Source organism: Paenibacillus sp. FSL H8-0168 (assembly GCF_038592955.1).
Classification (GTDB): Bacteria; Bacillota; Bacilli; order Paenibacillales; family Paenibacillaceae; genus Paenibacillus; species Paenibacillus polymyxa_B.
Genome location: NZ_CP151948.1, coordinates 2045370 through 2071178, shown reverse-complemented (window position 1 = coordinate 2071178; position 25809 = coordinate 2045370). Strand labels below are relative to the sequence as shown.

Here is a 25809-nt window from a genome sequence, read left to right as displayed (position 1 = left end):
GAGAGTTGCAGAGGTATCGTCAGCTTGTAACATCTTGCTTCAGCCTACATCAGTTTCCGCTGCTGTAACCACAAGTTTGGTTAAACATGTCTCCTATGTATCGACAGCAAAAAGCGAACCTGGATACGACATTTGCGCCGACAAGGTGCAGCAGTCTTTTTATCGGACAGGCTGTATGCTGTATAAAAAGAATGCCTCCGTCGGGCAATCAAGCCGACAGAAAGGTGGATTTCATTGAAGAAGAATCATTCCGGGCACTATAGCATAGGTATGATCGCAGCTGTTCTGATCGGCCTGTCCGCAGTCTGTCCGTTCGCTTCCATTCATGCGGCTCCCTCAATCGCTCAAGGCAACAATTTAAACTTGGTGTCTCTCTACAACAAAAGCTCCCGGGTTCCTCCATTGAACTCCACGAGTCCTGCTACTCCTTCCCCGGGTGACGTTTCAGCAAGTTTTCCTACTGAGGTGCAAGGCGTGCCCGCAGACGTAAAACAGACTGTAGACAACATGGTACAATCCCTATCGTCGCAGCCCCCTTTTGCCTCGTGGAAAGATGCTGAGCTTAGCTATCATCCGCTCGGACCTGGAACCCATAGTTGGCTTGTTCAAGTAAACCGTGCGGGAGAATACATCGGCTACCTGATTATCGGATCAGACTCAAATGGCGCATATCAACTCAACGAATATGGGAATGGTCCGGGTGGACCTTATAGTATGGATATACTTCGCCAATCTCTGGTGTCGCTCACAGAAACCGATCTTTCATCTATCGACAAGCTGCAAATCACACCTATGTATGAGGAACCGCTACTAGCCTACTGGCTGGTGCGTTCCTCTACAGGCAGCGAAATATGTATTGATGCTGTAACTGGCGATCCGTTACCTGAAGAAGTGGCAGATGGGAGTTGGAAACATAAGCTCCAAAACAACGTGTTCTCTTCATCTGTACCCTTTTTGAAAACACAGGCGCAAGCAGTTACGGTCTCGTCTGCTCCTTTCGATCCCTATGACGATCTGGGTTGGCTTCAACCCAAGCAAAAACTTTTTGTCCGTAACACAGCCCAATTTATGGATACACTGAGTATTTCACCGCGTATTATATTTTCTGCCACAGGTATCAATTTTGCCTTTGGAGGTCCCTTATCCATCAGTGGGTATCAGTCCTGGATATCCCCAGATCATCCGTCCCAGCCCAATTTATATGCGTTAACCTACCATCATGGACTTTCCCGATTTGTACCATTAAAACAGTTATTGTCAGCTGGCGAATTTTATCGTTTGGACTCCTAGTTATTAAGAAACACGAAAAGATCGGAATGATCCCTACAACATAAAAAGAGACCTCAAATGGCATACCCTATGCCTCTTGTGGTCTCTTTGGCGAGTTTAATGTCGCTCCCTTCGCCCTCTGCGTGTGGATTTCATCCACATTTTCAGAGCGAGAGGCAACATGCCAAACCATTTGCTCCCCCACGGCTCTCTGGCTTGTTTTTGACTGCGCCGAACATCACGCGGCGTTTCCATATAGCGAACAATCCGCTGCGTAATATACGTCACCAGTTCGTCACTTTTCGCCATCCTCCATAACCTCCTCCAATCTGCGCCTATTATTTCCATTTACATTGCTTGGAAATATCGGATTCACACGTTAGGTGCAGATAAAACTAGCTTGCTCATTTTCCAAAAGGTCTAACCCCTGTGGAAATAACTATGCATGGTTTCCCTTAAATGGAACATACTATCTTCAATATAACAGTTACCCCAAGGCTAATTGTCATATTGAAGGCAGCTACGCTGCTTTAGGTTTGATACCTGTTATGCATGGTTTTTCAGTAAATAATCAATTCGTCCACTGGAGGAATAGAATGTGAGAAAAAAAAAGTTAAACAAAATATGGCTGACATGCTTGGGGTTCAGTCTATGCATCCTTTGCAGTGCTGTATTCGCCCCATTTACCTATATAGCTGCTCAGCCCGACGAGAAAAGTAACGAACCGAACAAGTATATAGATAGTCCATCCAACGTACATTCGTCCTATCACGCTTTTGCCAAGCCCGTTGTCCTGATTGATGTAGGCCATGGCGGTGTGGATGGTGGAACAAGTCACAAAGGAATTTTGGAAAAAGATATCAATCTTGCCATTGCTCAAAAGCTGTACTTGATTTTACGCTCCCAGGGATATCCTGCTGTCCTGAATCGGGACAAGGACTACGCACTGAGTGACGACAACCGTTGGCTGCAGTCCAAATCCCGGCACCTTAAAGACCTCGCCCAACGGAAAAGCTTAACAGAACAATTGCCCACCGCTTTGGTTGTAAGCCTGCATGTCAATTGGAACAAACGTGCCGAAAAACGGGGACCCATTGTACTGTATCAGGATGAAGGCAGCAGCTATCTGTTAGCTGAACGGATTCAGCATTCATTAAACCGCTTATTTTGCATGAATAGAAAAACAATGTACGGAAAGCCCTTTTATCTTTTGAATAAAATTCAGCATCCTGCTGTAATTGTAGAAACTGGATTTATCAGTAACGAACAGGACAGAGCTATACTTTCCGAGGATCGTGGTCAAAAAAGCATTGCCGAAGCTATTGCCGAAGGCATTATTGCGCATCTGACGGCATGGTAGTGTTGGTGGCTGGGTCTCCCGTCCATCCCCATACAGCTCGTACCAAATCGCTAATACCCACAAATTTGGCGTGCTCCTTTAGCTTGGGAACCGACGAATGAAGAGCGGAGGATGTGTACATACCAGACACGCCGACGTGCCCAATCGTTACGCAGGTGTTGTGCTCATCCAGCCATTCAACCACTTTTGTAAGTTGCCGATTCACATGGGCGAGGTTATGGACATCATCCAGAAAAACATCATTTCGTACTGGTGGCATTCCCTTTTTAGCGGCAAGCTCAGGGACCACTGACCAATAATTAGTACGGCTATCGACAAAAAATAGTCCATGCTCCTTACAAACATCAAGAACAATGGACATAATGCGCTTATCCGAAGTGACCTTTGAACCCATGTGGTTGTTCATCCCTATCGCATAAGGAACATCCTTAATGGCTGCTGTCACCTTCGCACGTACTTCTTCATCCGTCATATTAGCCTTAATTGCTCCAGGCCCAAGCCATTCGGGCTTCCCCTGCTTTGGCTCCATTGGAAGATGGACGATGACATCATGACCGCGCTTATGCGCTTCCATAGCGTCCTGCTTGGTTGTAGGCAGGAAGGGCATCACAGCAACGGTAATCTTAACGGGTAAATTTAAAATTTGCTCAGTTCCTTTCATATTGTTTCCCAGATCGTCAATAATGACAGCAACCATCTTTTGCGGCTCGTCCTGTTTGTCTATTGCTTCTGCAACACCAGTACTACAGACCATGAATAACATGCATACCGAAATACAGAGTACTACGGTTCTTCGCATTTTGGAGCTTGAATGGAATACAGGTACATAAGCTGGCTCTTTCCGAGCGCGAGATTCCTTTAAAGCCTTTTTTATTATATTTCTCATGTGCAGCTTCCGTCGTGTACTCATTGCAGGTCAGCCTCCTTCTCTGTCCCTTCATTGTGTGAGTAACGTCGTCTAAATATGTATAAGGCAGATCCATGGAATAATCCCTGATCTGCCTTATCGTGCGTAGAAACGTATGTTAAAGCCGCTTACCAGTTCTTATCAATAAATTCATCACGACCTGATTGGACCCGATCTTCCTTATAGTGCTTCACGTTTTTCTTGTGGTAATCCTGATGATAATCCTCTGCAGGATAAAAAATCGAAGCAGGAAGAATCTCCGTTACAATTGGCTTATCAAAGCGTCCACTTTGTGCCAACTGCTCCTTGGACTGTTGTGCAAGCTCACGTTGCTGCTCTGTATGATAAAAAATTGCGGGTTTATACTGTGTACCCCGGTCCTGAAATTGACCTTCCCCGTCGGTAGGATCTGTTTGCGGCCAATATAATTCGAGCAGCTTTTCATAAGGAAACAGCTCAGGCTCAAAAGTAATCTGCACCACCTCGTAGTGACCTGTAGTTCCTGTTTTAACCTGCTCGTAGGTCGGATCGGCGATCGTTCCTCCAGTGTATCCTGACACAATGCCATGAATGCCCGGCTGTTCTTCAAACGGAGTCACCATACACCAGAAGCATCCACCTGCAAAAGTCGCTTTCTCCATCTTACATCCAACCTTTCAATAACTTCATCTTAAAATTTTCTATCATATCTGGAAATCCATAGTTTGCGGGAAGACAAGAAACGTGTTCAGCTTAAACTATGAGCAAATCCCTGGAAATATAAGAAAAAGGTCTCTAAAACTGCTACGAGAGCAATTCTATAGACCTTTTCTGATAGATGCGGTCGAGAGGACTCGAACCTCCACGGGGGGTTAGCCCACACGGACCTGAACCGTGCGCGTCTGCCAATTCCGCCACGACCGCATATAAGTTGTCGTTTATCCTCGAAAGATTAATCTTTCTTAGCGACAAGATAGATCATACCATGCTCATATCAAGATGTCAAACCTTTTATATTTGTTATTTTCCTCTTGATAAAAAAGGAATAATAAACTAAAATAAGAACATAAGTTCTCATAAACGAAGGTTCCTTTTCTTCATTCGGTTATGAATTATCATCACATTTTCCTAAGGCGGTGAATGGTTATGATCTCTTCAGATACTACTCAGCATGAATGGTCTCTTGTGAAAAGTTATCTACTCCTTACCTTTATTCAAAAAGTATTTGAGCGGGACAGCCTAATTCTTGAAGAAAGCGGTATGCTGAAAACCCCTGGTCTTTATGTCGAAATGGTTAACGCAGGTGTAGATCGTACCGGGATCCTGCTGTCTGAAATAAAACATGAATTTAATAAATATCACATTCATGTTCTGGACATACAACAAAACCACTCCGGCGTTCACGCCACCTATATAAGTAAAGGCAATAAAGAGCAGTTCAGTATGGCAATGCCAGCATTCCGCAAAGAAATGTATGAGCGGATGCGAGCATATCTCGGGCTCTCAACCTCTATGCCCCATACAGCTGCCCTTCCTTTACTAGAGAAACATCGCCCCGAATTACCAAACAATACAACATCCAAACCTCTACGCATCGTTGAACGAAGTTTGGTTACATCCTCTTTGGCTTATAAGCGTAAAATGTCTCGCCCTGCTGCTTTTGCCGCAAGCAGAAGAGCATAATCCCCGCACAACCAACACGCAAAAGAAAAGCTTCCGCAGACACCAAGTGTGCGCGGAAGCTCCTTTCCATATTCATCATATATCCAAATCGATCTATAACCGCTATGACGAAGTATAAGCACATCAATTAATGATTCGCCTTATTGCAACGCCTTCTGTACACGCGTTACCCCTTGGCTTAGAGCATGTCCTCCACCTACTGCTGCGGCTACAGCAATGGTCTCCATAATTTCCTGATCACTGGCTCCTTTGGACCGCGCCTCGTCCACGTGATAAAACGTGCATACCTCATTGTTGGCAAATAAGCCAATGCCTAGCGCAATCAGTTGCTTGGTTTTCTCATCTAAGCTGCCGGCTTGAAAGCACTCTCCGGTAAAACGATGATATGCATGAACTACCTCGGGCAACTGATCTTCCAAATGGCTGATTTGATCCTTGTATGCATGTACTTTTTCGTCCATAACCGTCATTGACACAGCACGTCCTCTCTGTTGGATTTTCCTTCATTACTGTGTCCGATTTAGAGTTTCTGTATGCCTAATGAATCACCCAGTTATTTTTATCCAACACCCATTTGAGAACCCATTCCTAATCCAGATCTATCGGATTGTGACGCGGCTCGCTGAACGACTGGTATGTATAGCTGCGATCCAATTTGACCACACGTCGATTCTGGCGACGAATAAGCACCTGTTCCTCATCCCATGCCAGTACAATGCCCACAACATCGTTGGACTCCAATCCATCGCGTACGACACGCACCTTTTCACCGGAGAGTCGATAAGCATCCAATTCTTCGTCCATAATCATCCTTGTCCCCTCCTTATTCACTTTTTTAACATAACGATCATGGTTCTATATACATGAAAAAAGTTTAAAAAGAGACCTAAACGAATCATTTAGGTCTCTTCTCTCTTACTACTTATATGGATTGCCAACAGAGCGACAAATTATCCCGACTGATTCACACTGTGATCATGTTCTTTTGTATCGTTCTTCTCATACCAGAAGTCCAGCACTTGTGCAGACAACACTCGCTGATCTACATACTCCACTTGGTGAGCAGTAAATTCTTCTTTCCAAGAGAAGGACAATTCTTCGCATAGGTTAACCAACGTCAACAACTCAGACCAGGCCACATAGCGTTTATACCAAAAAAACTGAGGATGTTCAATCATATAGGGATACAAATCGTCGAATTCCGTATGCTTACAATCCAAGGCACGCTCAAAGTGTACTTTAGCCGCTGCCAGTTTTTCCAGAAAAAACTGTTCGGTCAATTGTTCTTTCCCCATGTTGCTGCCTCCTCTCCAAAACCTTATCTATATTATAAGCGAAATTGAAGCTCATGCAAAGGTTATTATTAGAAATAAGGATCAGGAGTTTTGAATTGTTACTATTCAGCAAACTCAATCTTGCCGTCAGCTAACGACGAAATTTTGACCAATGACTCTACACGAATACCCTGCTCACGGATGGTTCTCGCTCCGGCCTGAAAGCTTTTTTCCACCGCGACACCAAATCCAACCAACTCCGCTCCAGAGCGTTGAATGATTTTAACCATACCTCGCGCCGCATCACCATTAGCAATAATATCATCAATGAACAGAACACGGTCATCTTCGTGAATAAATTGACGAGACAGCATAATATCCGTAACAATACCTTTTGTAAACGAAGGTACGCGTTCACACAGCGCGTCTGGATCAGCTAATAGGGTCTTTTTACGACGAGCAAATACCAACGGTACACCCAATTCCAATGCTGTCGCAAACCCGATGGCAATGCCTGAGGACTCCACGGTCACTACTCTGGTAATCTTCTCTTCTCGGAAACGGGCTGCGAACTCTCGTCCCATTGCCATTGTCAGTTCTGGATCAACCTGGTGATTAAGCAAACCATCCAGCTTCAGCACCTGATCTGATGCAATCACGCCTTCATTTAAAATTCGTTTCTTTAATACTTCCATTACATGACCTCCCACGGCAATCCTATGCGGTAAAAGTACCATACTTCACCCGCCGCTTTCAAGCTATAGCTGCTTTCCATGCGGTCATGTGACATTTTTTTTACGCTTGTTCCAGAACCATGCGGTGATTCCTCCCGCAACGATTAAAAGAATAACGACCAGCCCTACCTGATGCGTCACCTTCTCCATTAGCTTCGCCACCTGCTCCCAATGCATGCCCACCGCATGTCCAATCCCCAAAAATGTACCGCACCACAGCAAAGCTCCTGCTGATGCATAACTGATATAGCGGAAAACGCCTAAACGGGTTGTACCTGCCAGATATGAGGATACATGTCTCAAGCCGGGGACAAAATATCCGAACAGGATTCCCCAGGTACCATAGCGCCCAAACCAATTTTCAGAAGAGGCAATCCTAGAAGGCGTAAGCCTCACCCATTTTCCGTATCGATGCAAAAGTGGTTTGCCCAGCAGACGCCCCAATGTGTAGCTAAGCATCATACCCGTCATACTACCGAAAAATGTGACTGCCAGTGCAGCAATGAAGTTGTAGTGCCCTTGAGACACGAGCCCGCCGAAGGCGATCATTAGCACTTCGTCGGGTATCGGCATACCCGCTACTCCAAGTGCAAGCAAGCCGAACATTGCCAAATATCCGTATTCCAGTATCCATGCAAGGATTTGACCCATAAATTACGCTCCCGTCAAGCTATTCATTAATTCACTTTAATTATTTTCAGTCTCATCCAGTCATGTCCTATTTCAGTTGAACATAGTTTGTATTATATGCTCGCTGCAGCGTTATTCAAGCAGGCAAGGAGGGACTGGAGATGAAACGTAATATTCATGTTTTTCAAATTGCTTTTACATACATCGGTACAATCGTCGGTGCCGGATTTGCTACCGGACAAGAAATTCTGCAATTTTTTACGCAGTATGGTCGTTGGGCTACACTCACTATTATGCTATCCACAATCATATTTGTATGGTTGGGTACGAAAATGATGCTGATCGCTCATGATATTTCAGCCAAATCCTACGAGGACCTGAACAAACATCTTTTTGGTGCCAATGCCGGGAAATGGATTAGCTGGTTCACACTCATCGTGTTGATTGGCGTAAACAGCGTCATGCTGGCAGGAGCCGGCTCTGTTTTTGTAGAGCACCTTCACCTGCATTACCAAACCGGACTGCTTATTACACTGATTGGTACTTATTTGCTGCTAAGTAAAGGCATTAAGGCCATCTTGCACATGAACACCGTGGTTGTCCCTCTGATGATCATCATGTCTCTTCTGCTCGTTCACAGCACGCTCTCCATGCCCAATCCTCAGAGTTTTATTACGAACACGACAGATCACAGTACATTTCGAACCTTGCTCTCTCCACTGCTGTACACGTCCTTTAACCTAACTATGGCCCAAGCCGTGCTTGTACCACTTGGCAGCCAAACCTTTTCCCGAAGAACCATCCGCTGGGGAGGAGTTTTGGGCGGAGTTGGTGTCGGGTTTATGCTAATGGCTGCACACTTTGCCATGTCAGCACATATGCCAGGTATTCAGCAATTTGAAATCCCTATGGGAAGCATTGCTTACCGTCTGGGTGCCTTTGTCGAAATCATATACATTCTACTCATTTTCATGGAAATCTTCAGTACCTTTGTAGCCGACATTTATGGAGTCAGTCTGCAAATTCGTCAGCATGTCCAAATTTCGCCCAAGCTCATCACACTATTCATTATGCTCACCTGTTTTTTAATCAGTCAGTTCGGCTTCAGTTCACTGTTATCTGTCCTTTATCCTATTTTCGGAATGCTCAGTCTGATGTGGGTTAGCAAACTGATCATAGCAGGACGCAGGAGACCTTTCCGTTCCTCACGTCCTCGCTCCAGCTTTCGGCATTCCGATTCCAAACCAGGTGGTACTCGTCATGGTTAATGTGGAAATTTCAAATACATTTTCTTCAACTCGTTAACCGCCCGACTTAAAGAATAGCTTGATTTAGCTTTATCGCAGGCAGATCTAGCCAGCTCATAACGATAGGCAGGGTCAGCAATGACCTTTTCTAATGCGTCTGCCAGTGCCCTCGGATTGTCGGGTGGCACGAGCAGACCATTTACCCCATCTTCAATCTGCTCCGGTATTCCTCCCACTTCTGTACCTACCAATGCCAGGCAACTTAACGCTGCTTCCGCAAATACCGAACCAAAGGCCTCCGCCCGAGAAGGCAAGACAAATACATCAAAGAAAGGCATAAACTCTTCTGGATGAAGGGTATATCCATAAAAAATCGTCTCATGGTATATATCGAGCTGTCGCGCCATCTCTTCCAGCTCAGGGCGAACCGGGCCGTCTCCAATAATATGAAGCACAAAATCCAGATTTCTTTTTTTAAGTTCAGCACAGGCTCCCAATAAAATATCCAGTCCTTTCGCCGGAACAAGGCGACAAACGGTTATGAGCTGTGTCACTTCATTTTCGTGTGGAATGGGTTTGAAGCGCTTCTCATCATATCCATTCGGAATGACTGCAATGTCTTGCGGATTCTGAACGTAAGGAGTTAAGTAATGCTGAAAAGAATGAGATACCGCTATCAGACGATCCGCCTTCTGCTCCATTTCCCCATACAGTGACACCAAGAATTGGTGTTCAGGCCCGTTCTCCTCTATTTTCCCGTTTAGAATTAACTCCTTCTCATAGGAAGAGTGAATCGTCTGTACGAGCGGAATGTCAGGAAAAACAGTTTTCATGGCGATTCCCGCAATCGGATGATGAGCATGAATGAGGTCATAGGGCTTCTGAATACGAAGCCGTGTCCACCATAAATAGTCACGGTACGTCTGAATATATTTTTGAACGATTGGATATTGTTCATATCTCGTCCAGTCAAAGGTGTCAAAAGTTACTTCGTCCCTACCCTTGTTACGAATCCGTTTAGGGATTGAAAATAGCTCCATTTCCCAACGGGGGGATGTAAATCGCTCTTGCAGATATGGAATCATGGATGAAACGCCTCCCGGTTGCTCGGGTGGGAAAAAGAGAGCCTGTAGCAATTTCATGACGTGCTTCCCCTTTCAAGCATTAAACTGCCCGGATCACAGATTGTATGTATAGGTTTCCGGATTTTCTGAAAGATGATATATTGAGAATAAATGTTAGTCACAAAAGAAAATTATAACATTTTAAATAGGATAAATCCTGTCTATTGTATCGGAACGATATCAACCGTTCAATAGATTGACTATTTTTGCAAATGGAGTCGGTGATGTTGACGTTGTTGTCCTTATCGGGAACCTTGGGTTTCCCATCTCTGGCCGGGGCCGTAAGTGCAGCCTGCGGTTTGTATATTATACTCATGATGGCACTGATGTGCGTGATCATATATAGCAGACAACGAAAAAAAGCCTATATCCTTTTTTCGGTTGCCGCTATTATTATTATGACATATGAAGCCATGAATCTCTATTCAGCAGGTGGAGGCAAGATGCAACTCCAAGGAATCGTGTGGAAAAATGTGCTGGAGGCGTCTGCCTTCGTGCTCATCAATGCCGCCGTATTTCAACTCTACCGGAAGCTGAAACGTGCGCAGACATGGACCTTGCTGCTGCTGGGTGCGTTATTGATATTGCCGGTTATTGCCTGGACTGCAGGTTTGTTGCCCGCTTGGATCAGCGCAGCGAAACTAGTTGGGTTCACTCTGTTTTATCGAGTACTGGTACTTATACTGAGCCTTGTGTTCATCACCCCACGAATCGGACAGCCAAAGAAGTATGTAGCGGGCTTATCCATGTATTTGCTCTGGCTCGGCTATTTGTGGCTGCGAAATGACATCCCTGAAGAAGCTGGAAGATCAAACACAGTCCTATATATGTCATTTTTACCATTGCTGTACTACACTACGTTATTCCTCATCCTGTTTGAACGGATTGTGGAGCTGCTCCAAAGGATTTACCGTTCTTCCATCACCGATGGCCTGACAGGGCTATATAACCGTAAATATTTTTCGGGACGACTACGGCGATATATGGATCAAGGAATCCGCGTGTCGGTCATTTTTTGCGATATTGACAATTTCAAAAAGCTGAATGATACGCAAGGCCATGCTCGTGCGGATGAAGTACTCAAACAGGTGGCACAGATTATGGAGGATGAACTGGATGAAATCGGACTGACCGGACGATACGGTGGCGAGGAACTGGTCGCAATGGTTGTAGATCGACGTGCCAAGGTTGGACATGTCGCAGAACGTATCCGCGAGCGGGTCGCGGAAGAAAGCATTGTCACCATCAGTGTCGGACACAGTACAGTGAAGAAGGAAATGAACCCGGATGAACTGGTCAAGCAGGCCGATCAAGCGATGTACATATCCAAAACGACAGGTAAAAACAAGGTTACAGCTTATACAGCAGCTGAAGTGAAAAAGAGTCGGGCAGCACGCGCACAATAATTCGTAAACTGCGATCCAGTGTTGAACGTTGAGTTTGAATAATTCTCTGTCTGGTTGTCTATATCATAAAATGACGCACAGGAATTTCACAAGAGCCTGTGCGTCATTTATATTTAATCTGCCCATCAAACTTCTGACGTTGCAGATGCTATATCCCGGCCGATCCATGCCAGTTCTTCACTAGTCAGCTCTCGATAGCTGCCCAGTGGAAGCTGTTCATCCAGCTTTAATGGCCCCATAGCTATTCTTTTTAAATAGGTCACCTTTTTACCAACCGCTTCGAACATACGCTTCACTTGATGAAACTTTCCCTCATGGATTACAAGCGAAATATAGGAAATGACTTCTCCATCTGCCTGGTGCGGATGTTCGTGGCGAAGAATGGTCAACTGCGCGGGAAGTGTAACATACCCATCATCCAGTTCCACTCCTGCTGTAAATTGATGAATGTCCTCCTCCGTGACATGCCCCGATACGGTAGCCTCATATGTTTTAGGGACATGCCGCCGTGGAGAAAGTAGTTCGTGCGCTAGCTTACCATCGTTGGTCAACAACAATAGCCCTTCTGTATCTTTGTCTAAGCGTCCTACTGGAAAAGGCTCAAAGTGTCGTTCCTCCGCGCTCAGCAAATCCAGCACCGTCCGCTCCCTCGTATCTTCAGTTGCAGATATAACGCCCGGTGGCTTGTGCAGCATGATGTAAATATACTCCCGAAAAACAACACGTTCCCCGTTCACTTCAATCTGATCCTGGTATGGATGAACCTGTAAGCCGTTATCCTTGGTGATCCTCCCGTTTACTGTGATCATCCCTTGCTTCACCTGTCGCTTGATATCACTACGGGAACCATATCCCATATGGGTTAAAACTTTATCCAAACGTTGCGTTTGTCTCCCTTTTCCACTCATACCGATGTCCACCTCCAACCTGTAGGGTATTCATTTTTGAGCATGCCGTCCTGCCATTTGCCCCACCCAGCCGAATAACCATCAATGCACACGAGAGTATAGCCTTTGGGCTGGACTTCGTTCCGCAGTGCCATTCTCTCAACGGGGATGGACAAGGTCTCCCCTTTTAAATACCGGATGGCCTCAGCATCTGAACTGGAGAGATTGATGCTTCTAGCCGTTTCTGAAGGGCGTAATGCCACCGCCAACGGGTGTGAAGGCACAAAGCGACCATTCTTGTCGGTACCCATAAACCAGCCTGGTCGCACCACCTTAAGGCCGTCCAAACGATGGGATGCCAATGGCGACTGATAAATACGATCTCCATAGACCACCGTATAGCCTGTAAAGGACACCTCCAGCTGATCCTTCACAAATTGGTGATAGGACTCCAGTACATCTTGTGGGGAGCGTGCAGCGGATTTTACATTCTCTTTGCCAGAACGAGACTTATTGCCACCCAAGCCGCGCGCGGACTTTCCTTTACCGGACTTCCCGTCCATTCCTTTTCCACTTCGTTTAGGCTCACCAGTCGCATGTCTTCCTTGACCGCTTGGCGTCAGTGCTTCCTTGACGGACAAAAACTGCTTTTTCCGTGGATACGCTGCATCTATGTTCAATGCCCTGTCATTCTTGCCCTCAAATGGAGTCAAATCCCCGGATTCAGTGTGATCTTCAGTTCCAGTGACACGACCACCTTGGTGTTGCAACACAGCGATAAAATGGCCTTCTCCCTCTACGAGATGCGGCCAAAGGCGTGCTGTTCCCCGCAGTTCGGGATGTGATGCCGCGACCTCTTCACTCATCCATTCCGGGTGGCCTGGTGCAAAACCTGCCTCCGACGGAACAGGGACTACGTCAAAATCGGGATGAGCCTCCAGAAATTCTGCGATCATTCCTTCATTTTCTTCTGGCGCAAAGGTGCAGGTCGAATAGACAATTCTCCCTCCTGTGCTCAGCATCGAGGCCGCTACACGCAAAATGTCCCGTTGCATGACTACACATTTATCCACCGAATGCGTTTCCCATTGTTTTGCCATATCCTCATCTTTGCGGAACATACCTTCTCCCGAGCAAGGTGCGTCAATTAGTATCTTGTCAAAAAAATGAGGAAAGGCATCGGCGATTCGATCCGGGCTTTCATTCAGTACCACGGCATTACGCACACCGTACAATTCCACATTTTTAGCCAACACTTTGGTTCGGTCCGCGCTAATATCATTAGTCACCAATACGCCGCTTCCTTGTAGTTTGGCCGCTATTTGGGTCGATTTCCCGCCCGGTGCAGCGCACAAGTCCAATACAGCTTCATCTTGAGCTACATTGAGCAGTTCAACCGGAGACATTGCACTCGGTTCCTGTATATAGTACAGTCCCGCATGGTAGTAAGGATGTAACCCCGGCTTCGTACCGTGCGGAATGTAAAAACCCGTGGCACACCATGGAATTGGCCGCAGTTCGAACGGAGAACGTTCCTTAAAGTCCTCCACCGAAATTTTTAACGTATTGACGCGAATCCCGGCATGGGGCGTGTGGTCGTAGGCGGTCATAAATGCTTCAAATTCGTCGCCGAGCAGTTGCTCCATGCGCTTTACAAATGCTGTGGGGAGCTGTACACCCATAATCGTAATCATCCTGTCCTTTTAAAATAAATTTTATTGTACCATATTCAACCTGTTATCCTGCAATATCGGTGTGATTTACGAACTTTCACTACAATCTGTAATGTTGTATAATAATGAGATTCATAGCTACATATTTTGAATTTTGATAGGAGAGATTGCATTGAACGCACAAAAATCCAACAAAAAAAAGCTTATACCTGTCATCGGCTTTTTTGTTGTGCTGGTCATTTTGCTTGGAGTGCTGCTCGCTTTAAATTCAGGCACTAAAAACAAGCTGTATGGCGTTTCCACAGCCTCGTTAAATCCTGCTACTCAAGAGCTGTTAAATGACCCGAACTATCAGCAAATTATTAAGCCGGAAGATCTACAGAGTAAAATTGACAAAAAGGAAAACTTCTTCGTCTATCATTTCGCGTCCGACTGTGTGCATTGCCGCGCCACTACCCCTAAGCTCTTGCCTTTGAGCAAGCAGGAGAACATTACGATGCACGAATTTAACCTGCGTGAGTATGAGGATGGCTGGGACAAGTATAAGATTGAGTATACCCCTACGCTCATTTATTACGAAAAAGGCGTGGAAAAGGAACGTATGGTAGGCGGGTTGAAGGAAAGTCCTTCGGACAATGGGTACACACTCGACGATTTCAAAGCCTTCTTTGAGAAATATAAAAAGAACGTAACCTCCTAGTCAAACGTTCACACACCTGAAACGATAAAGCAGCCCGATCCTTATGAAACGGATCGGGCTGCTTGCTTATCATGCGCTTCAAACTCAAGGCGTATCCTTCGTTTCCGCCGAGACAGAGCCTGAGCCGCCAGCTGCCTGTCTTCGCCTAATTGAAGCTGCCAGCGCCTGCTGACGCTGCTCATGTTTTTCCCCACGCCGAGGACCTCTCTGCTGCGGGATGTTGACTGGAATGGACGACGATGCCTTCTCCACGGCCCTGCGCAGCCCGGGCTCGACGATTTCTATCGTCAAATCCCGATAAACCGGCGGTTGGTGCTGAAGCTCTTCCGTACCGGTCATAACTGCTTCAGCAAGCTGACGGGCGCAAACGCGCGCCTCGTCCACCAGCTTCGCCATATTAATGCCCAGCGCCTGCGAAGGAGCATGCTCCAGCCTGTGGACCGCACTATTCAGCATCATATGTCCACCACGATAGTTACCATTCCGGAAATGATACAGTCCTACAGCAACTTGCAGCAAACCTTTATATACAGGGTCACGGTCCAGCTTAAGCCACAGCTCTTCCAGTACCTCATGACATTCAAAGTAATCCCGATCCCGATTGAAGTATACCAAATAAGTCACGTACAGCGGTTCGTAGGAAAGGTTTGCCATTTAATACTCATCCCTGTCTTCTTCCTTGGTAGAGGCTTCTAACATCTCTTTGACCTCATCGTGAAGCAGCTTGATTCCTTCCATGTCGTGCCGTTCCCACAGTTCATTAAATCTGCGCTGCGCATCAATCGTTTCACTGATCTTATGGTAGAAATACAGCCGGTGCATACCTGTTAGCACTTTAGAAACAATATTGGCTTCATCCTCGAACTTTTTCTGCGCTTCCAATATTTCAAGACGCATAGAAGACATCTCATTATCCAATACAAAGGCTGCCTCAGCTGCCTTTTTCAATCGTGTGCGCATATTATCAGGCAAGCTTTCACGATACTTATAGCTAAGAGAATGCTCTATGGTTGCCCAAAAATTCATAGCCAAAGTACGGATTTGAATTTCTGCCAGCACAATTTTCAGCCCCACTGCTGTTTGAACTGGATACTCCACAATCATATGAAAGCTGCGATAGCCGCTGTCTTTATAATTGGTGATATAGTCCTTTTCATACAGTACGGTCAAATCCTTACGTCTTCTGATATATTCGGCCACCCGCCGAATATCCTCTACAAATTGACACATAATGCGAATGCCTGCAATATCCTCGATTCCCGTCTCCAGTTGATCAGAAGGAACCTGTAATCTCTTTGCCTTATCGAGGATGCTTGATATTTTTTTAACCCGTCCGGTTACGAATTCGATAGGAGCGTATTCCTCGCGCTTTTTCAGCTCCGCACGCATTGTTTTGAACTTGACCTTAAGCTCTTCCACCGCCTGATCGTATGGCAGTAAAAATGTTCCCCAGTCTCTTCCGTCCATCCCCGTACCTCCTGTCTCTTCCGACAACACTTTTTTATCTGTGATCTGCACCAACAGCCTCGGTAATGTGTCTAAAGCCATCCTTTCGAAGCAGCTCACGCAGGCCAGCATGTATAGCCCTATTTACTTCCGGCCCTTCGTAGATCAATGCTGTATAAATTTCAATCAGGCTTGCGCCTGCTTTAATTTTGTCATAGGCATCACGACTCGTGAAGATGCCGCCTGATCCGATAATAGGCAGCTTACCTTCCGTCTGGCGGTACACCCGTCCGATGACCTCTGTGGAACGGTCACGCAGCGGCTTACCACTCAGCCCTCCTGTTTCACTCGCATTTCGGTGCGTCAGACCAGCTCTGGATATTGTTGTATTGGTCGCAATAATGCCGTCTACTCCACTGGCAGCAATCGCATCTGTCATATATTCCAATTCCTCATCCGATACATCTGGCGCAATTTTAACCAGTACAGACTTGGCATTGCCATACTTTTTCGCCTGAACTCCCATCTCTGCCCGAACCGCTTCCAATAGCGACTTCAGTTCATTACCATGCTGGAGCTTTCGTAAATCCGGCGTATTCGGCGAGCTAATATTCACCACAAAGAAGTCCGCATACGGATACAGTGCGGAAATACACTTTTCATAGTCCTTATGAGCATCCTCATTGGGCGTGATTTTATTTTTGCCGATATTAACTGCGACCGGAACAGGTCGATGTCTGAGTGCAGCCAGACGTTTGGCCATGCTCTCAGCACCCAGATTGTTAAAGCCCATCCGATTGACTAACGCCTCATCGGGAGGCAGTCGGAACAACCGGGGCCGATCATTGCCGGGCTGTCCCACAGGTGTCACCGTTCCCACTTCCATAAATCCAAACCCGATGGAAGAAAAACCAGTAACCGCTTCTGCATTTTTATCCAGTCCTGCAGCCAGTCCAATCGGGTTGGGAAAATGAATGCCAAACAGATCAACGGCAAGATCCTCCGTTTCCTTGACTCCGTACATCCCTCGCAGTGTCGCTGCTCCACCAGGGAGTGAACCCGCATGTTTTAAGCCGTCAATGACTACATGATGGGCCGTCTCTGGACTCATTTTAAAAAAAACAGGTTTCGCAATCCTTCGATACAACACGATTCATCCACTCCGTTCTATGCCCTTGCACAATCCTAAAAAAACATCTCTACAAAATAGTTTAGCTTTTTCCATACCAAAAAGAAAGTAATTTGCGAGGTGTAGTATCAGAACAATTCAGTTGTCATGGAGATGTCATTGAAAATGTATAATCAAACCATTTACAATGGACATAGTAAGACAAGACCTTAGCCCGTTAGAAAAGAGGGATTGCTGATATGAAGACCAAGCGCAAGCCGCCCAGTCTGCAAAAGAAAAAGGATGAGGTGAACAAGAAAGCGATTGTATGGACCGCCGTCAGCTTTGTTCTCCTCATCATTGTGATTATTCTGGTCATTGTTTTAGCACAAGCAGGAAATCGTTAAACACCAAGTAGCAATAGCATCATAACGTTAATTTAACCAGTGATAGGTTTTGCGGGGATTCGTCTGGTCATGCTGCGGCTCACTTGTAAATCGAGAACCAGGCACCAGCACTTGATCAGGCAATCCCCCGTTACCAATGACCACCTCCGTACCCGAAGGTACGAGTGCAAACAATTCCTCCACATCCTCTTTACCCATTCGGACGCAACCCAACGACTCATTTTTGCCAATGCTGTCCGGCTCGTTCGTGCCATGAATGGCATAATTCGTTGCAGACAGTTGCATTCCACGACTACCAAACTCACCGTTGGATTTACCGTTCGGATTTACTACTTTATCGGTAATCACAAACTTCCCTTCTGGTGTTTTCTCTCCGCCCAAACCGATAGGATAATTTCGAATAAGTACATTCCCACTCACCAGTGCGAGCCTGTGCTTGGATTTGTCCACCACAATTCGCAGCGTTTGCCCCAGAAAAGGTCGTCCGTGCAATGACGATGCCAGTAATGGACTACTTTCGGCCGACGAGTCAGCGTCTAAATCTACTGCCTTCCCTGTTCCCTGTCCTGGTGAAGCAAGTAAATTACGCATAGGTGTAAAAGCCTTCTTCATCTCGTCTGTCGTACCGTACATCGTGTTAGCGGGAAAGTCTCGAGTCAGTTCATCAAGACTCTGGGGAAGACGTTGATGCTGTGAGCGAAAAGCACGCATGGAGCTATTCAACACAGCTAATTCCTCCTGTCCAGCAGCCCATTTTAGACCTGCTTTGCGAAGATTTTCACTGTCTGACGGCTTGCAAGCACACGCAGCGGCGTCGTAAGACTGAACAGCTAATCCACCGTTTCCTTTGTTCTGTACACTAAGTAAGGGCTTCATACCCTCTCTCCAGAGCAGCCATGAGCCCCCTTGCTCCATACCCAACACCGTAGTCTTGGACGGCAGTCGGCTAGTCTTAGCCAACAAATCAGTAAGCCCCGTTCCAGCTCCACTCCCTTTTCGAGCTTGAGCCGTAAACACACCACCAACCACACCGATCTGGACCATCTCCTTCGGATCAGCAGTGGCCACTTTAGTAACTTCAATATTATCAATTGCTGCCTGCTCAGTTCCAGATGGAACAGATGCATTTTCATTTGAAGGTCTCGGTGAATTGGCTGAAGGAACCCATATGAGCAGTAGTACCATTAACGCAGTTAACAGGTGGCGTGTTCGAGCCGTTCTTCGCTCCTTCTCCTTGGACATTTGAACCAGTTTATCCTGATATTCCATCCATACGTCTGCCGGAATCTGTTTATGCTCGAAGGCTTCGAACACTTCTCCTGCACGATTAAAGCAATAATTTGCTTTGCCCTCCTGACCGCTGCTCTCATACTCTTTGCCGAGTAAATACCAGGCCATTTTATTATCAGGGTGTTTTTTTACATACGATTTAAGATGAGGCGAATGGTTCATCGGATCCTCCTGATCGTGTAATCTTGCATACTTCCTATTATGTATATCGGCAAAAATAGACTCGATGGACAGCACATAAAAAAACGTCTATCGACGTACTCTCACGGAAGCCAGACCGCGCTTGGCAGAAGTTTTTCTTGCGATTATAAAATGGCTCAGCTCCGCTGAACCATTCTATAATCTAAAAAAACAGCACCAACAGCTTACTTTCACCGTTATACGGCGAAGAGAGCTGTCAGTGCTGTGCCTATCGAAGAAGCCTACGCTTAACCTTCTTTATTGAACGGCTCGTCTGCTACTTTGATGGAATCTGTAGGGCAACCGTCACAAGCATCCTGCATATCATCAAACAAATCTTCTGAGATCGCCTTGATGCCTTGGTTTGCATCCCCTTCAAAGATCACTTCTGCCAAACCTTCATCATCATAATCATAAATGTCTGGTGCTGTAGCGCCACACGCTCCGCAAGCAATGCATGTATCTTTTTCTACCCAAGTGTATTTAGCCATAACTTTTCTCTTCCTCCTATACAGTCAAACAAACCAGCTTTTGCATTCTATTCACATATTAATACAAACCCAATATTATTACAAATTATTTTCCTTTATCCTTCATGCAAAAAACACTTATAACGTAGCTTGTGATGCTTGCAATAATCTACCCAAAAGTTTCACTCCGGAGTTGGTAGATTGTCTTTTTGCAGCGAAGTTCCGCGCAACTTGGAGTTGCGAAGAAGTACTGAAGGATCATCTCCCAGCATCCCAGCGGTCAAAATTGCATTTTCACCAAACTTATCGCGCAGTGCATCCATCGTCTTCAATAAGCTTTCCTTCTTAGGCTGATCCTGGTATTCAAATAGATCCATTTGAACGGCCGCTTCCTCCTTTGGAATGAGCTGCTGTAGCGTAATCCCCAGCAAGCGCACAGGCTTATCTTCTCCCCAATGGCGACGATACAACGCACAAGCTTCCTTATATATGTCCTCTGCACTTTCCGTAGGAGTGCTCCTGACTTGAGAACGCGTAAAGGTCTTCATATCCGGCGTCCGAATCGTCAATTGTATACCTCCTGCCAGCATACCGTGTCGTCGAAGCCGCCGGGCTACCTGATCACTAATGTTAAGAAGTACCCGTTGGGCTTCTGCCAGCTTTACCACATCCATAGGCAGGGTAGTCGTGTGACCAATGGACTTGTTTGGCTCCCGTTCAGTGCTGACTGGAGAATGGTTAATCCCATTAGCGGCCAATTTTAACCACGAACCCGTCACACCAAATACGCCAACCAGCATATGCTCATCAGCCTTAGCTAGTTGTCCAATGGTGCGAATGTTCATTTGTAGAAGCTTATCTGCCGTTTTGCGGCCCACACCAAACAATTGACCACAAGGAAGGTTCCACAAAATGTTGGGTACATCACGCAAACGTAGAATAGATATCCCGCGTGGTTTTTTCAGATCAGAGGCCATTTTGGCCAGCAACTTGTTGGGAGCAACTCCAATTGAACAGGGCAGACCCAGTTCGTCCTCTACTCTGCGCTGGATTTCCTCAGCAATTTCCATAGGTGTTCCAAACTGTTTGGAGCCAGAAATATCCAGATAGCACTCATCAATTGAAGTTGCTTCCAGCATAGGCGTATATGAATAGGCAATACTCATAAATGCCTTGGAATAACGACGATACAAGTGAAAATCAGGCTGTATTACGATGAGCTGCGGACAGATCCGACGAGCCTGCTGAACGACCATCCCTGTTGAAATGCCCAATCGTCGAGCTTCATAAGAGCAGGTTACAATTACACCTTTGCGCAGCTCACTACTGCCTGCCACCGCGGTAGGCAGTCCCTTATATTTCTCCGGCTCCTCCGCTGCATGAACGGAACAATAAAATGCATTCATATCCACATGCAGAATAACTCGTCCACCAGCCGGATAATAAGCACTGACATCTTTCATGCTCAACCCTTCTTTTTAACTGTAAATTCACCCGTCATCGCGGGAATATGTGTTTTGATTTTATACTTGAAATACCCTTAAATGCTATTTCTATTTTACATAAAAAATAAAGGTTTTGCGGCTAAAAATGATAATTATATATTACAATTGAAGTCATAAGTTGATATAATCGACTAACATACGAACACGACAAACTAACGCTTTCCTGTTTTTAAGCGTTAAACAACTAAATTAATGTGCTTAAAAAAGCAGAGCATCACCAATCTGAGCAATCCGCAAAGGAGGAGTCCCTCATGTCCACCGCTATTTCTATCTTTGACACAACGCTGCGAGACGGCACTCAAGGAGAAGGAATTAGCTTGTCTGCTGATGACAAATTGAAAATCGCCAAAAAACTCGATGATCTCGGTGTTCATTATATTGAAGGCGGGATTCCCGGAAGCAACAGCAAGGATATCGAATTTTTCAAACGGGTACAAGAGCTAGGCCTTCAGGCAAAGATTGTCGCCTTCGGCAGCACGCGCCGCAAAGATAGCATCGCAGCACAGGATGTCAATCTACGACGAATTCTGGAATCCGGCGCTCAGGCTGCTACACTTGTGGGTAAATCATGGGATTTCCATGTACACACCGCCCTACAGACGACACTGGAGGAAAATCTGTCTATGATTTACGACTCCATCGCCTTTTTAAAGCAAGGGGGCATGGAGGTTATTTTTGATGCCGAACATTTTTTTGACGGATATAAAAACAATCCCGAGTATGCAATGGCCGTTATGAAAAAAGCAGAAGAAGCAGGCGCGGATTGGCTCGTGATGTGCGATACAAACGGCGGTACCCTACCGCATGAGATTCAGGAAATTGTCACTATGCTGCAAAGCCAGATAACGAGGTCGCAGTTGGGTATTCATACACACAATGACTGCGAATTGGCAGTAGCGAACTCTCTAAGTGCTGTACAAGCAGGCGCAAGGCAGGTTCAGGGTACCATCAACGGCTACGGTGAACGGTGTGGTAACGCTAACCTGTGCTCCGTCATTCCTAATTTGCAGCTCAAACTGGGCTACGACTGTCTAGATACTGAGAAGTTAAATCAACTCCACAATACAGCTCGCTTTGTGAGCGAAGTCGCCAACGTCAATATGCCTGTGAACCAGCCTTATGTAGGCAATGCAGCTTTTGCCCATAAGGGGGGCATCCACGTGTCAGCCATTCTGCGCGACTCGCGAACTTATGAGCACATCGCTCCTGAACTCGTAGGGAACAAGCAACGGGTCTTGGTCTCCGAACTGGCCGGGCAAAGCAACGTGGTATCCAAAGCGCAAGAGCTGGGCATCACCCTTGACCCATCTAGTGATGAGGCACGTGGCGTAATTAGCCGCATCAAGGAACTGGAGCATCAGGGGTACCAGTTTGAAGGCGCGGATGCTTCGTTGGAACTGCTCATTCGTGAAGCAGGTGGTGAAGTGAAGGAAATGTTCTCTTTTGAATCCTTCAAAGTGCTGGTAGAGAAAACTGCCGGCCGCCCGGTCGTATCCGAGGCATTTTTGAAACTGAATGTCGCAGGGACGAGTGTCTATACCGCAGCTGAAGGCAACGGTCCTGTCAACGCGCTCGATAACGCACTCCGCAAGGCTCTTTCTCAATATTTCCCTGCCTTGCGGGACATGCATTTGGCTGACTACAAGGTACGTGTGCTTGACGAAAAGGATGCCACTGCCGCCAAGGTACGTGTGCTCATTGAGTCTAAAAATTACGAGGACGTCTGGAGTAACGTAGGCGTATCCGAAAATGTAATTGAAGCCAGCTGGGAAGCTCTCTTGGACAGCTTCCGTTACGCATTATTGGAAGCACCGACTCCGAAAAACGATCAGACAGAGCTTACTCATCATGGATTAGTTAATCACTAATCAGGTGCTCGCATGAGCTTAGAAGGTGTCTTTGGGGTCAACTCGGCTCCCAAAGACACCTTCTTTTTTTCAAGAGTTTCTATTTTGCGTTCCAACTCCTGCTCACTGAGCATGCCGATTATGATTTCGCGGACCTGTCCATGATGATCAACCATTACATGAGTTGGAAAAGCCACTCCTCCAAACCGTTCAAACAATGCTCCTTGCTCATCAAGTAAAATGGGAAATCGGAGTTCTAAAGAGCGGGAAAACTTCTGTACATCCTCCAATCGATCATAGCGAGTTACATTGATACCATACACATCCACATCATCTTTGTACTTACTATACAACTCATTCAGCATAGGCGCTTCTAATCGGCACGGGTCGCACCACGAAGCCCAAAAGCTAATGACCAGAGCTTTATTGCGCGTGGCCCCTACATCGTAGGTCTTGCCGTTTAACCCCTTTAAAATCATAGAAGGAAGCCGTTGACCAGGCTTTATCTTTTTCATTACCTCTACCGCATGTGTTTCAGCCTCTACCTCTTTCTCAGCTTCAAGTCCTTCTCTACCGTATTCCTCTTTTAATGGTGCATTTTCCATGGACAGGTTTGCTGCATAAGTTGTGTTTTCAATAACTCCCCACGAAGCCCCAACCACAACCAGCATAACCATCGCTCTGATGAAAAGAAATCTTTTCACAGTCTTATCACCTGTCTTTCGTCTAAATAACCCTTACCTTCTCCATAGGATGCCCATACTGTTCCCACCTCTAACCTTCTAAATCTGAACAGGACGCAAAAAAAAACAGCAAACCCACGAAATCGCGAACTTGCTGTTTTATGCTATGCCTTGTACTGAATCAGGCATGACTTAAATGCGCGTAGACATCTGCCAAATTGGTCACATTACGCTTCAACATTTCCTGAACATAAGCAACCCACAGCTTAGCCGTCATTTTCGCATCCTCTAACGCATGGTGCCGTCCTTCAATCGGAATGGATTGATGGGTCAACAATTCATCCAAACTGTAGGTTTGATGTTGCTGTGGCTCAAGCCATTTGGCAAGCATCATCGTATCCAGAACACGGTGAGTCAATTGAACTTTAGATGTTTTCCATAACGCAGCATTCAAAAAGGCCTTGTCATGAGCGCTAGCATGTGCCACAAGTACTCGCCCACCTACAAAGGACATAAAGTCGTGCAGTCCGTTCATAAGCGGTGGAGCATCATCCGTCATTTCCCGGGTAATCCCAGTTAGCTCGGTAATATGCTCAGGAATCACAGTCCGTGGATTAACAAGCGTATAAAACTGCTCTTTTTCCATAATCATGTCCCCGACAACCCGAATCGCCCCGAACGATAAAATCTCATCTCCATGCTGTGCTGAAAATCCCGTTGTCTCCAGATCAAAAACTACCGTCTCCAAACGATCCAGCGGGGTCCGCAATACTTCAGAGCGCCGTTGCTCCCGGGTTAAGGAGCGAATAAACGCCATCTGCTGAGCCGTAGGAGCCCCCATTACAGATGCGATCGCAGACGGCACTCCTCCTCTGCGGAGAGCGCTCCAGAAGCCACTTCCCTGCGCTGGTTCCTTCATGACCTTCTCCCTTCCATAAATCGCAACTGCCTTTGCAACGCACGATGCAGCCGTCGTACTGTCGAAAGCGCCTCGCGCAACTCATGCCAGCCTTTACTTTGTTTGAGCGGCTTTACAGCCAGGTAGCCATTGCTGACCAGCAATCCATCATTCTCCTTCACTGGCGTAGCCATTCGTAGCTGAAGCGCAATCCGAAAGGCACGCTCGCAAGCGTCGAGTAAAGGCAACGGCGCCGCTTCCAATGATGCGAGACGACTGAGCCTTTTGAGGGTGGAGGTTTCCTCTACACCATGTTGCAACGCCAAAAAACGGACTGCGTTCACCAGCGGAATGTACAACCCGTATTTCACATCAAAATCGCCCGCATGCTCACCGAAGCGCTCGGTAACAATCTGACCTAAAATATTAAGTGTCGCTTTATGCCTCACTGTGTTCCGAAGTACCGCCGAGGGTAAATCAGGATGTTTTCGGAACATCTCATAAAAACTTCGTTTCCAGTTTGCAGATAATTGCTCATCTCCAGCGATATGCCTCATATCAGACGAGATAATCAGATAACGGATCGGCTCCCAAGCAAAATCGTCCGACCATTTCGTTAGCTGTTCTTGCCATCCAGACAATGTTTGGCGCCACAACGGCTCCGAGCACATTACTTTCCCCTCACATTTGGGATATCCCAAATACTCTAACATCGCAGACACTCTGTGACCAAACTCTCTAAAATACAATTCTTTATCAGCAGATATTGTGTCACTGATAATCATACCGTTATCCTGGTCACTCCACAGCGTCGATTCCGAGCGCCCCATGCTTCCGAAGGCTATAAATGCATAAGGGACGGGAGGAGGGCCGAAGCCATCCTCAACCATCCCTTTTTCACACATTTGTACAGCTCTGGCCGCGATGCGGTCATGCATTTCATTCGCCGTTCGTAACCAGTCTGATAACGGAGCGGAGGCTTGGGAAGCCAGCAGCCATTTTTGAGAGTCGACCCTGGCCTGCCTTAGCGATTCAGGCGTATCTGCTTGATCCATCGCTTCAGCGGAACTCACCCAAGAGGCCATATTTTGCAGTTCCATAC

At 46.4% G+C, this 25809-nt stretch carries 28 protein-coding genes and 1 tRNA gene; 8 read left to right on the top strand and 21 right to left on the bottom strand.

Features of this window, described 5'->3' with window-relative positions:
- The first annotated feature begins 234 nt into the window (after positions 1 to 234).
- Positions 235 to 1290, top strand: coding sequence for a hypothetical protein (locus tag MHI21_RS09790; RefSeq protein ID WP_342419919.1), 1056 nt, complete (start codon positions 235 to 237; stop codon positions 1288 to 1290).
- Positions 1291 to 1386: 96 nt separating this feature from the next.
- Here MHI21_RS09790 and MHI21_RS09785 read toward each other — a convergent pair whose 3' ends face one another.
- Positions 1387 to 1578 (bottom strand): YqzE family protein, encoded by a 192-nt coding sequence (locus MHI21_RS09785; protein ID WP_029516735.1) that lies wholly within the window; start codon positions 1576 to 1578, stop codon positions 1387 to 1389.
- Between the two features lie 289 nt (positions 1579 to 1867).
- Here MHI21_RS09785 and MHI21_RS09780 point away from each other — a divergent pair, with 289 nt between their 5' ends.
- Entirely contained in the window at positions 1868 to 2629 is a 762-nt protein-coding gene (locus MHI21_RS09780; RefSeq protein WP_342419918.1) for an N-acetylmuramoyl-L-alanine amidase, read from the top strand.
- Here the strand turns inward: MHI21_RS09780 and MHI21_RS09775 are convergent.
- From MHI21_RS09775 to MHI21_RS09765, 3 genes are all read right to left on the bottom strand, one after another.
- Entirely contained in the window at positions 2604 to 3539 is a 936-nt protein-coding gene (locus MHI21_RS09775) for a divergent polysaccharide deacetylase family protein (RefSeq protein WP_341161781.1), read from the bottom strand. The genes MHI21_RS09780 and MHI21_RS09775 overlap by 26 nt on opposite strands.
- Before the next feature lie 125 nt (positions 3540 to 3664).
- Positions 3665 to 4177, bottom strand: a complete 513-nt coding sequence (gene msrA, locus MHI21_RS09770; RefSeq protein WP_342419917.1) for a peptide-methionine (S)-S-oxide reductase MsrA — start codon at positions 4175 to 4177, stop codon at positions 3665 to 3667.
- A 177-nt stretch (positions 4178 to 4354) separates the two neighbouring features.
- A tRNA-Leu gene (locus MHI21_RS09765) sits at positions 4355 to 4439 on the bottom strand.
- Between the two features lie 222 nt (positions 4440 to 4661).
- On the opposite strand from MHI21_RS09765, the gene MHI21_RS09760 reads away from it, so the two are divergent.
- Positions 4662 to 5198 (top strand): hypothetical protein, encoded by a 537-nt coding sequence (locus MHI21_RS09760; RefSeq protein WP_342419916.1) that lies wholly within the window; start codon positions 4662 to 4664, stop codon positions 5196 to 5198.
- Between the two features lie 140 nt (positions 5199 to 5338).
- Here MHI21_RS09760 and MHI21_RS09755 read toward each other — a convergent pair whose 3' ends face one another.
- The 5 genes from MHI21_RS09755 to MHI21_RS09735 all read right to left on the bottom strand — a co-directional run bounded on the left by MHI21_RS09755 (position 5339) and on the right by MHI21_RS09735 (position 7857).
- Positions 5339 to 5668, bottom strand: a complete 330-nt coding sequence (locus tag MHI21_RS09755) for a carboxymuconolactone decarboxylase family protein (protein WP_013309744.1) — start codon at positions 5666 to 5668, stop codon at positions 5339 to 5341.
- Positions 5669 to 5786: 118 nt separating this feature from the next.
- Positions 5787 to 6008 carry a hypothetical protein gene (locus MHI21_RS09750; RefSeq protein ID WP_061828588.1) on the bottom strand — a complete coding sequence of 74 codons (222 nt, stop codon included), beginning with the start codon at positions 6006 to 6008 and terminating at the stop codon, positions 5787 to 5789.
- A 140-nt stretch (positions 6009 to 6148) separates the two neighbouring features.
- Complete coding sequence (locus MHI21_RS09745) at positions 6149 to 6493, bottom strand: hypothetical protein (protein ID WP_007429850.1); 345 nt, start codon at positions 6491 to 6493, stop codon at positions 6149 to 6151.
- 101 nt (positions 6494 to 6594) lie between these two features.
- Positions 6595 to 7167 (bottom strand): xanthine phosphoribosyltransferase, encoded by a 573-nt coding sequence (locus MHI21_RS09740; RefSeq protein WP_013309742.1) that lies wholly within the window; start codon positions 7165 to 7167, stop codon positions 6595 to 6597.
- 84 nt (positions 7168 to 7251) lie between these two features.
- Positions 7252 to 7857: a DedA family protein gene (locus MHI21_RS09735; protein WP_235308041.1), complete on the bottom strand. Its 606-nt coding sequence runs from the start codon at positions 7855 to 7857 to the stop codon at positions 7252 to 7254.
- Between the two features lie 140 nt (positions 7858 to 7997).
- On the opposite strand from MHI21_RS09735, the gene MHI21_RS09730 reads away from it, so the two are divergent.
- Positions 7998 to 9104 carry a membrane protein gene (locus tag MHI21_RS09730; RefSeq protein WP_028542811.1) on the top strand — a complete coding sequence of 369 codons (1107 nt, stop codon included), beginning with the start codon at positions 7998 to 8000 and terminating at the stop codon, positions 9102 to 9104.
- Here MHI21_RS09730 and MHI21_RS09725 read toward each other — a convergent pair.
- Positions 9101 to 10225: a glycosyltransferase family 4 protein gene (locus tag MHI21_RS09725; protein ID WP_209947967.1), complete on the bottom strand. Its 1125-nt coding sequence runs from the start codon at positions 10223 to 10225 to the stop codon at positions 9101 to 9103. The genes MHI21_RS09730 and MHI21_RS09725 overlap by 4 nt on opposite strands.
- Positions 10226 to 10431: 206 nt before the next feature.
- Between MHI21_RS09725 and MHI21_RS09720 the strand changes: the two genes are divergently transcribed.
- Complete coding sequence (locus tag MHI21_RS09720; protein WP_209947965.1) at positions 10432 to 11613, top strand: GGDEF domain-containing protein; 1182 nt, start codon at positions 10432 to 10434, stop codon at positions 11611 to 11613.
- Between the two features lie 125 nt (positions 11614 to 11738).
- On the opposite strand, the gene MHI21_RS09715 is transcribed toward MHI21_RS09720, so the two are convergent.
- Both MHI21_RS09715 and MHI21_RS09710 read right to left on the bottom strand, forming a co-directional pair.
- Positions 11739 to 12521, bottom strand: a complete 783-nt coding sequence (locus MHI21_RS09715; RefSeq protein WP_209947963.1) for a pseudouridine synthase — start codon at positions 12519 to 12521, stop codon at positions 11739 to 11741.
- Positions 12518 to 14182, bottom strand: coding sequence for an RsmB/NOP family class I SAM-dependent RNA methyltransferase (locus tag MHI21_RS09710; protein ID WP_341161785.1), 1665 nt, complete (start codon positions 14180 to 14182; stop codon positions 12518 to 12520). The genes MHI21_RS09715 and MHI21_RS09710 overlap by 4 nt, the downstream gene beginning before the upstream one ends.
- Before the next feature lie 163 nt (positions 14183 to 14345).
- Between MHI21_RS09710 and MHI21_RS09705 the strand changes: the two genes are divergently transcribed.
- Positions 14346 to 14873, top strand: coding sequence for a thioredoxin family protein (locus MHI21_RS09705; protein WP_013309735.1), 528 nt, complete (start codon positions 14346 to 14348; stop codon positions 14871 to 14873).
- A gap of 84 nt (positions 14874 to 14957) precedes the next feature.
- Here the strand turns inward: MHI21_RS09705 and MHI21_RS09700 are convergent, their stop codons facing one another.
- From MHI21_RS09700 to MHI21_RS09690, 3 genes are read right to left on the bottom strand one after another with little or no spacing between them, the layout of a single operon-like run.
- Complete coding sequence (locus tag MHI21_RS09700; RefSeq protein WP_342419915.1) at positions 14958 to 15527, bottom strand: DUF309 domain-containing protein; 570 nt, start codon at positions 15525 to 15527, stop codon at positions 14958 to 14960.
- Positions 15528 to 16340: a GTP pyrophosphokinase family protein gene (locus MHI21_RS09695; RefSeq protein WP_023988035.1), complete on the bottom strand. Its 813-nt coding sequence runs from the start codon at positions 16338 to 16340 to the stop codon at positions 15528 to 15530.
- Between the two features lie 34 nt (positions 16341 to 16374).
- The gene (locus MHI21_RS09690) at positions 16375 to 17469 is read right to left on the bottom strand and encodes a quinone-dependent dihydroorotate dehydrogenase (protein WP_342419914.1); all 1095 of its coding nucleotides are present in this window, start codon (positions 17467 to 17469) and stop codon (positions 16375 to 16377) included.
- Between the two features lie 218 nt (positions 17470 to 17687).
- Here MHI21_RS09690 and MHI21_RS09685 point away from each other — a divergent pair, with 218 nt between their 5' ends.
- Positions 17688 to 17834, top strand: a complete 147-nt coding sequence (locus MHI21_RS09685) for a hypothetical protein (RefSeq protein WP_023988033.1) — start codon at positions 17688 to 17690, stop codon at positions 17832 to 17834.
- A gap of 27 nt (positions 17835 to 17861) precedes the next feature.
- Here the strand turns inward: MHI21_RS09685 and MHI21_RS09680 are convergent, their stop codons facing one another.
- The 3 genes from MHI21_RS09680 to MHI21_RS09670 form a co-directional block, all read right to left on the bottom strand.
- Complete coding sequence (locus MHI21_RS09680) at positions 17862 to 19286, bottom strand: L,D-transpeptidase (RefSeq protein ID WP_342419913.1); 1425 nt, start codon at positions 19284 to 19286, stop codon at positions 17862 to 17864.
- 266 nt (positions 19287 to 19552) lie between these two features.
- On the bottom strand, positions 19553 to 19795 hold the full coding sequence (locus tag MHI21_RS09675) for a ferredoxin (protein ID WP_013309730.1): 243 nt from the start codon (positions 19793 to 19795) through the stop codon (positions 19553 to 19555).
- 161 nt (positions 19796 to 19956) lie between these two features.
- The gene (locus tag MHI21_RS09670; RefSeq protein ID WP_209947956.1) at positions 19957 to 21237 is read right to left on the bottom strand and encodes a DNA polymerase IV; all 1281 of its coding nucleotides are present in this window, start codon (positions 21235 to 21237) and stop codon (positions 19957 to 19959) included.
- Positions 21238 to 21530: 293 nt separating this feature from the next.
- Here MHI21_RS09670 and cimA point away from each other — a divergent pair, with 293 nt between their 5' ends.
- The gene (gene cimA, locus MHI21_RS09665; protein WP_342419912.1) at positions 21531 to 23147 is read left to right on the top strand and encodes a citramalate synthase; all 1617 of its coding nucleotides are present in this window, start codon (positions 21531 to 21533) and stop codon (positions 23145 to 23147) included.
- On the opposite strand, the gene MHI21_RS09660 is transcribed toward cimA, so the two are convergent.
- From MHI21_RS09660 to MHI21_RS09650, 3 genes are all read right to left on the bottom strand, one after another.
- Complete coding sequence (locus tag MHI21_RS09660) at positions 23144 to 23830, bottom strand: TlpA disulfide reductase family protein (RefSeq protein ID WP_342419911.1); 687 nt, start codon at positions 23828 to 23830, stop codon at positions 23144 to 23146. The two genes, cimA and MHI21_RS09660, sit on opposite strands and share 4 nt — an antisense overlap.
- Before the next feature lie 160 nt (positions 23831 to 23990).
- Positions 23991 to 24728, bottom strand: a complete 738-nt coding sequence (locus MHI21_RS09655) for an exonuclease domain-containing protein (protein WP_341161790.1) — start codon at positions 24726 to 24728, stop codon at positions 23991 to 23993.
- Positions 24725 to 25807 carry a DUF294 nucleotidyltransferase-like domain-containing protein gene (locus MHI21_RS09650; protein WP_342419910.1) on the bottom strand — a complete coding sequence of 361 codons (1083 nt, stop codon included), beginning with the start codon at positions 25805 to 25807 and terminating at the stop codon, positions 24725 to 24727. Before MHI21_RS09650 ends, MHI21_RS09655 begins: the two co-directional genes overlap by 4 nt.
- Between the last annotated feature and the right edge of the window lie 2 nt (positions 25808 to 25809).

Bases quoted from the DNA above. Each gene is read 5' to 3' on its own strand.
- MHI21_RS09750 (WP_061828588.1), bottom strand. From the start codon at position 6,008: ATGATTATGGACGAAGAATTGGATGCTTATCGACTCTCCGGTGAAAAG.
- MHI21_RS09755 (WP_013309744.1), bottom strand. From the start codon at position 5,668: ATGACGGTTATGGACGAAAAAGTACATGCATACAAGGATCAAATCAGC.
- MHI21_RS09650 (WP_342419910.1), bottom strand. From the start codon at position 25,807: ATGGAACTGCAAAATATGGCCTCTTGGGTGAGTTCCGCTGAAGCGATG.
- MHI21_RS09745 (WP_007429850.1), bottom strand. From the start codon at position 6,493: ATGGGGAAAGAACAATTGACCGAACAGTTTTTTCTGGAAAAACTGGCA.
- MHI21_RS09675 (WP_013309730.1), bottom strand. From the start codon at position 19,795: ATGGCTAAATACACTTGGGTAGAAAAAGATACATGCATTGCTTGCGGA.
- MHI21_RS09710 (WP_341161785.1), bottom strand. From the start codon at position 14,182: ATGGGTGTACAGCTCCCCACAGCATTTGTAAAGCGCATGGAGCAACTG.
- msrA (WP_342419917.1), bottom strand. From the start codon at position 4,177: ATGGAGAAAGCGACTTTTGCAGGTGGATGCTTCTGGTGTATGGTGACT.
- MHI21_RS09730 (WP_028542811.1), top strand. From the start codon at position 7,998: ATGAAACGTAATATTCATGTTTTTCAAATTGCTTTTACATACATCGGT.
- MHI21_RS09685 (WP_023988033.1), top strand. From the start codon at position 17,688: ATGAAGACCAAGCGCAAGCCGCCCAGTCTGCAAAAGAAAAAGGATGAG.
- cimA (WP_342419912.1), top strand. From the start codon at position 21,531: ATGTCCACCGCTATTTCTATCTTTGACACAACGCTGCGAGACGGCACT.
- MHI21_RS09725 (WP_209947967.1), bottom strand. From the start codon at position 10,225: ATGAAATTGCTACAGGCTCTCTTTTTCCCACCCGAGCAACCGGGAGGC.
- MHI21_RS09740 (WP_013309742.1), bottom strand. From the start codon at position 7,167: ATGGAAGTATTAAAGAAACGAATTTTAAATGAAGGCGTGATTGCATCA.
- MHI21_RS09680 (WP_342419913.1), bottom strand. From the start codon at position 19,286: ATGAACCATTCGCCTCATCTTAAATCGTATGTAAAAAAACACCCTGAT.
- MHI21_RS09760 (WP_342419916.1), top strand. From the start codon at position 4,662: ATGATCTCTTCAGATACTACTCAGCATGAATGGTCTCTTGTGAAAAGT.
- MHI21_RS09655 (WP_341161790.1), bottom strand. From the start codon at position 24,728: ATGAAGGAACCAGCGCAGGGAAGTGGCTTCTGGAGCGCTCTCCGCAGA.
- MHI21_RS09785 (WP_029516735.1), bottom strand. From the start codon at position 1,578: ATGGCGAAAAGTGACGAACTGGTGACGTATATTACGCAGCGGATTGTT.
- MHI21_RS09670 (WP_209947956.1), bottom strand. From the start codon at position 21,237: ATGAAAGATGTCAGTGCTTATTATCCGGCTGGTGGACGAGTTATTCTG.
- MHI21_RS09720 (WP_209947965.1), top strand. From the start codon at position 10,432: ATGTTGACGTTGTTGTCCTTATCGGGAACCTTGGGTTTCCCATCTCTG.
- MHI21_RS09775 (WP_341161781.1), bottom strand. From the start codon at position 3,539: ATGAGTACACGACGGAAGCTGCACATGAGAAATATAATAAAAAAGGCT.
- MHI21_RS09715 (WP_209947963.1), bottom strand. From the start codon at position 12,521: ATGAGTGGAAAAGGGAGACAAACGCAACGTTTGGATAAAGTTTTAACC.
- MHI21_RS09695 (WP_023988035.1), bottom strand. From the start codon at position 16,340: ATGGACGGAAGAGACTGGGGAACATTTTTACTGCCATACGATCAGGCG.
- MHI21_RS09700 (WP_342419915.1), bottom strand. From the start codon at position 15,527: ATGGCAAACCTTTCCTACGAACCGCTGTACGTGACTTATTTGGTATAC.
- MHI21_RS09735 (WP_235308041.1), bottom strand. From the start codon at position 7,857: ATGGGTCAAATCCTTGCATGGATACTGGAATACGGATATTTGGCAATG.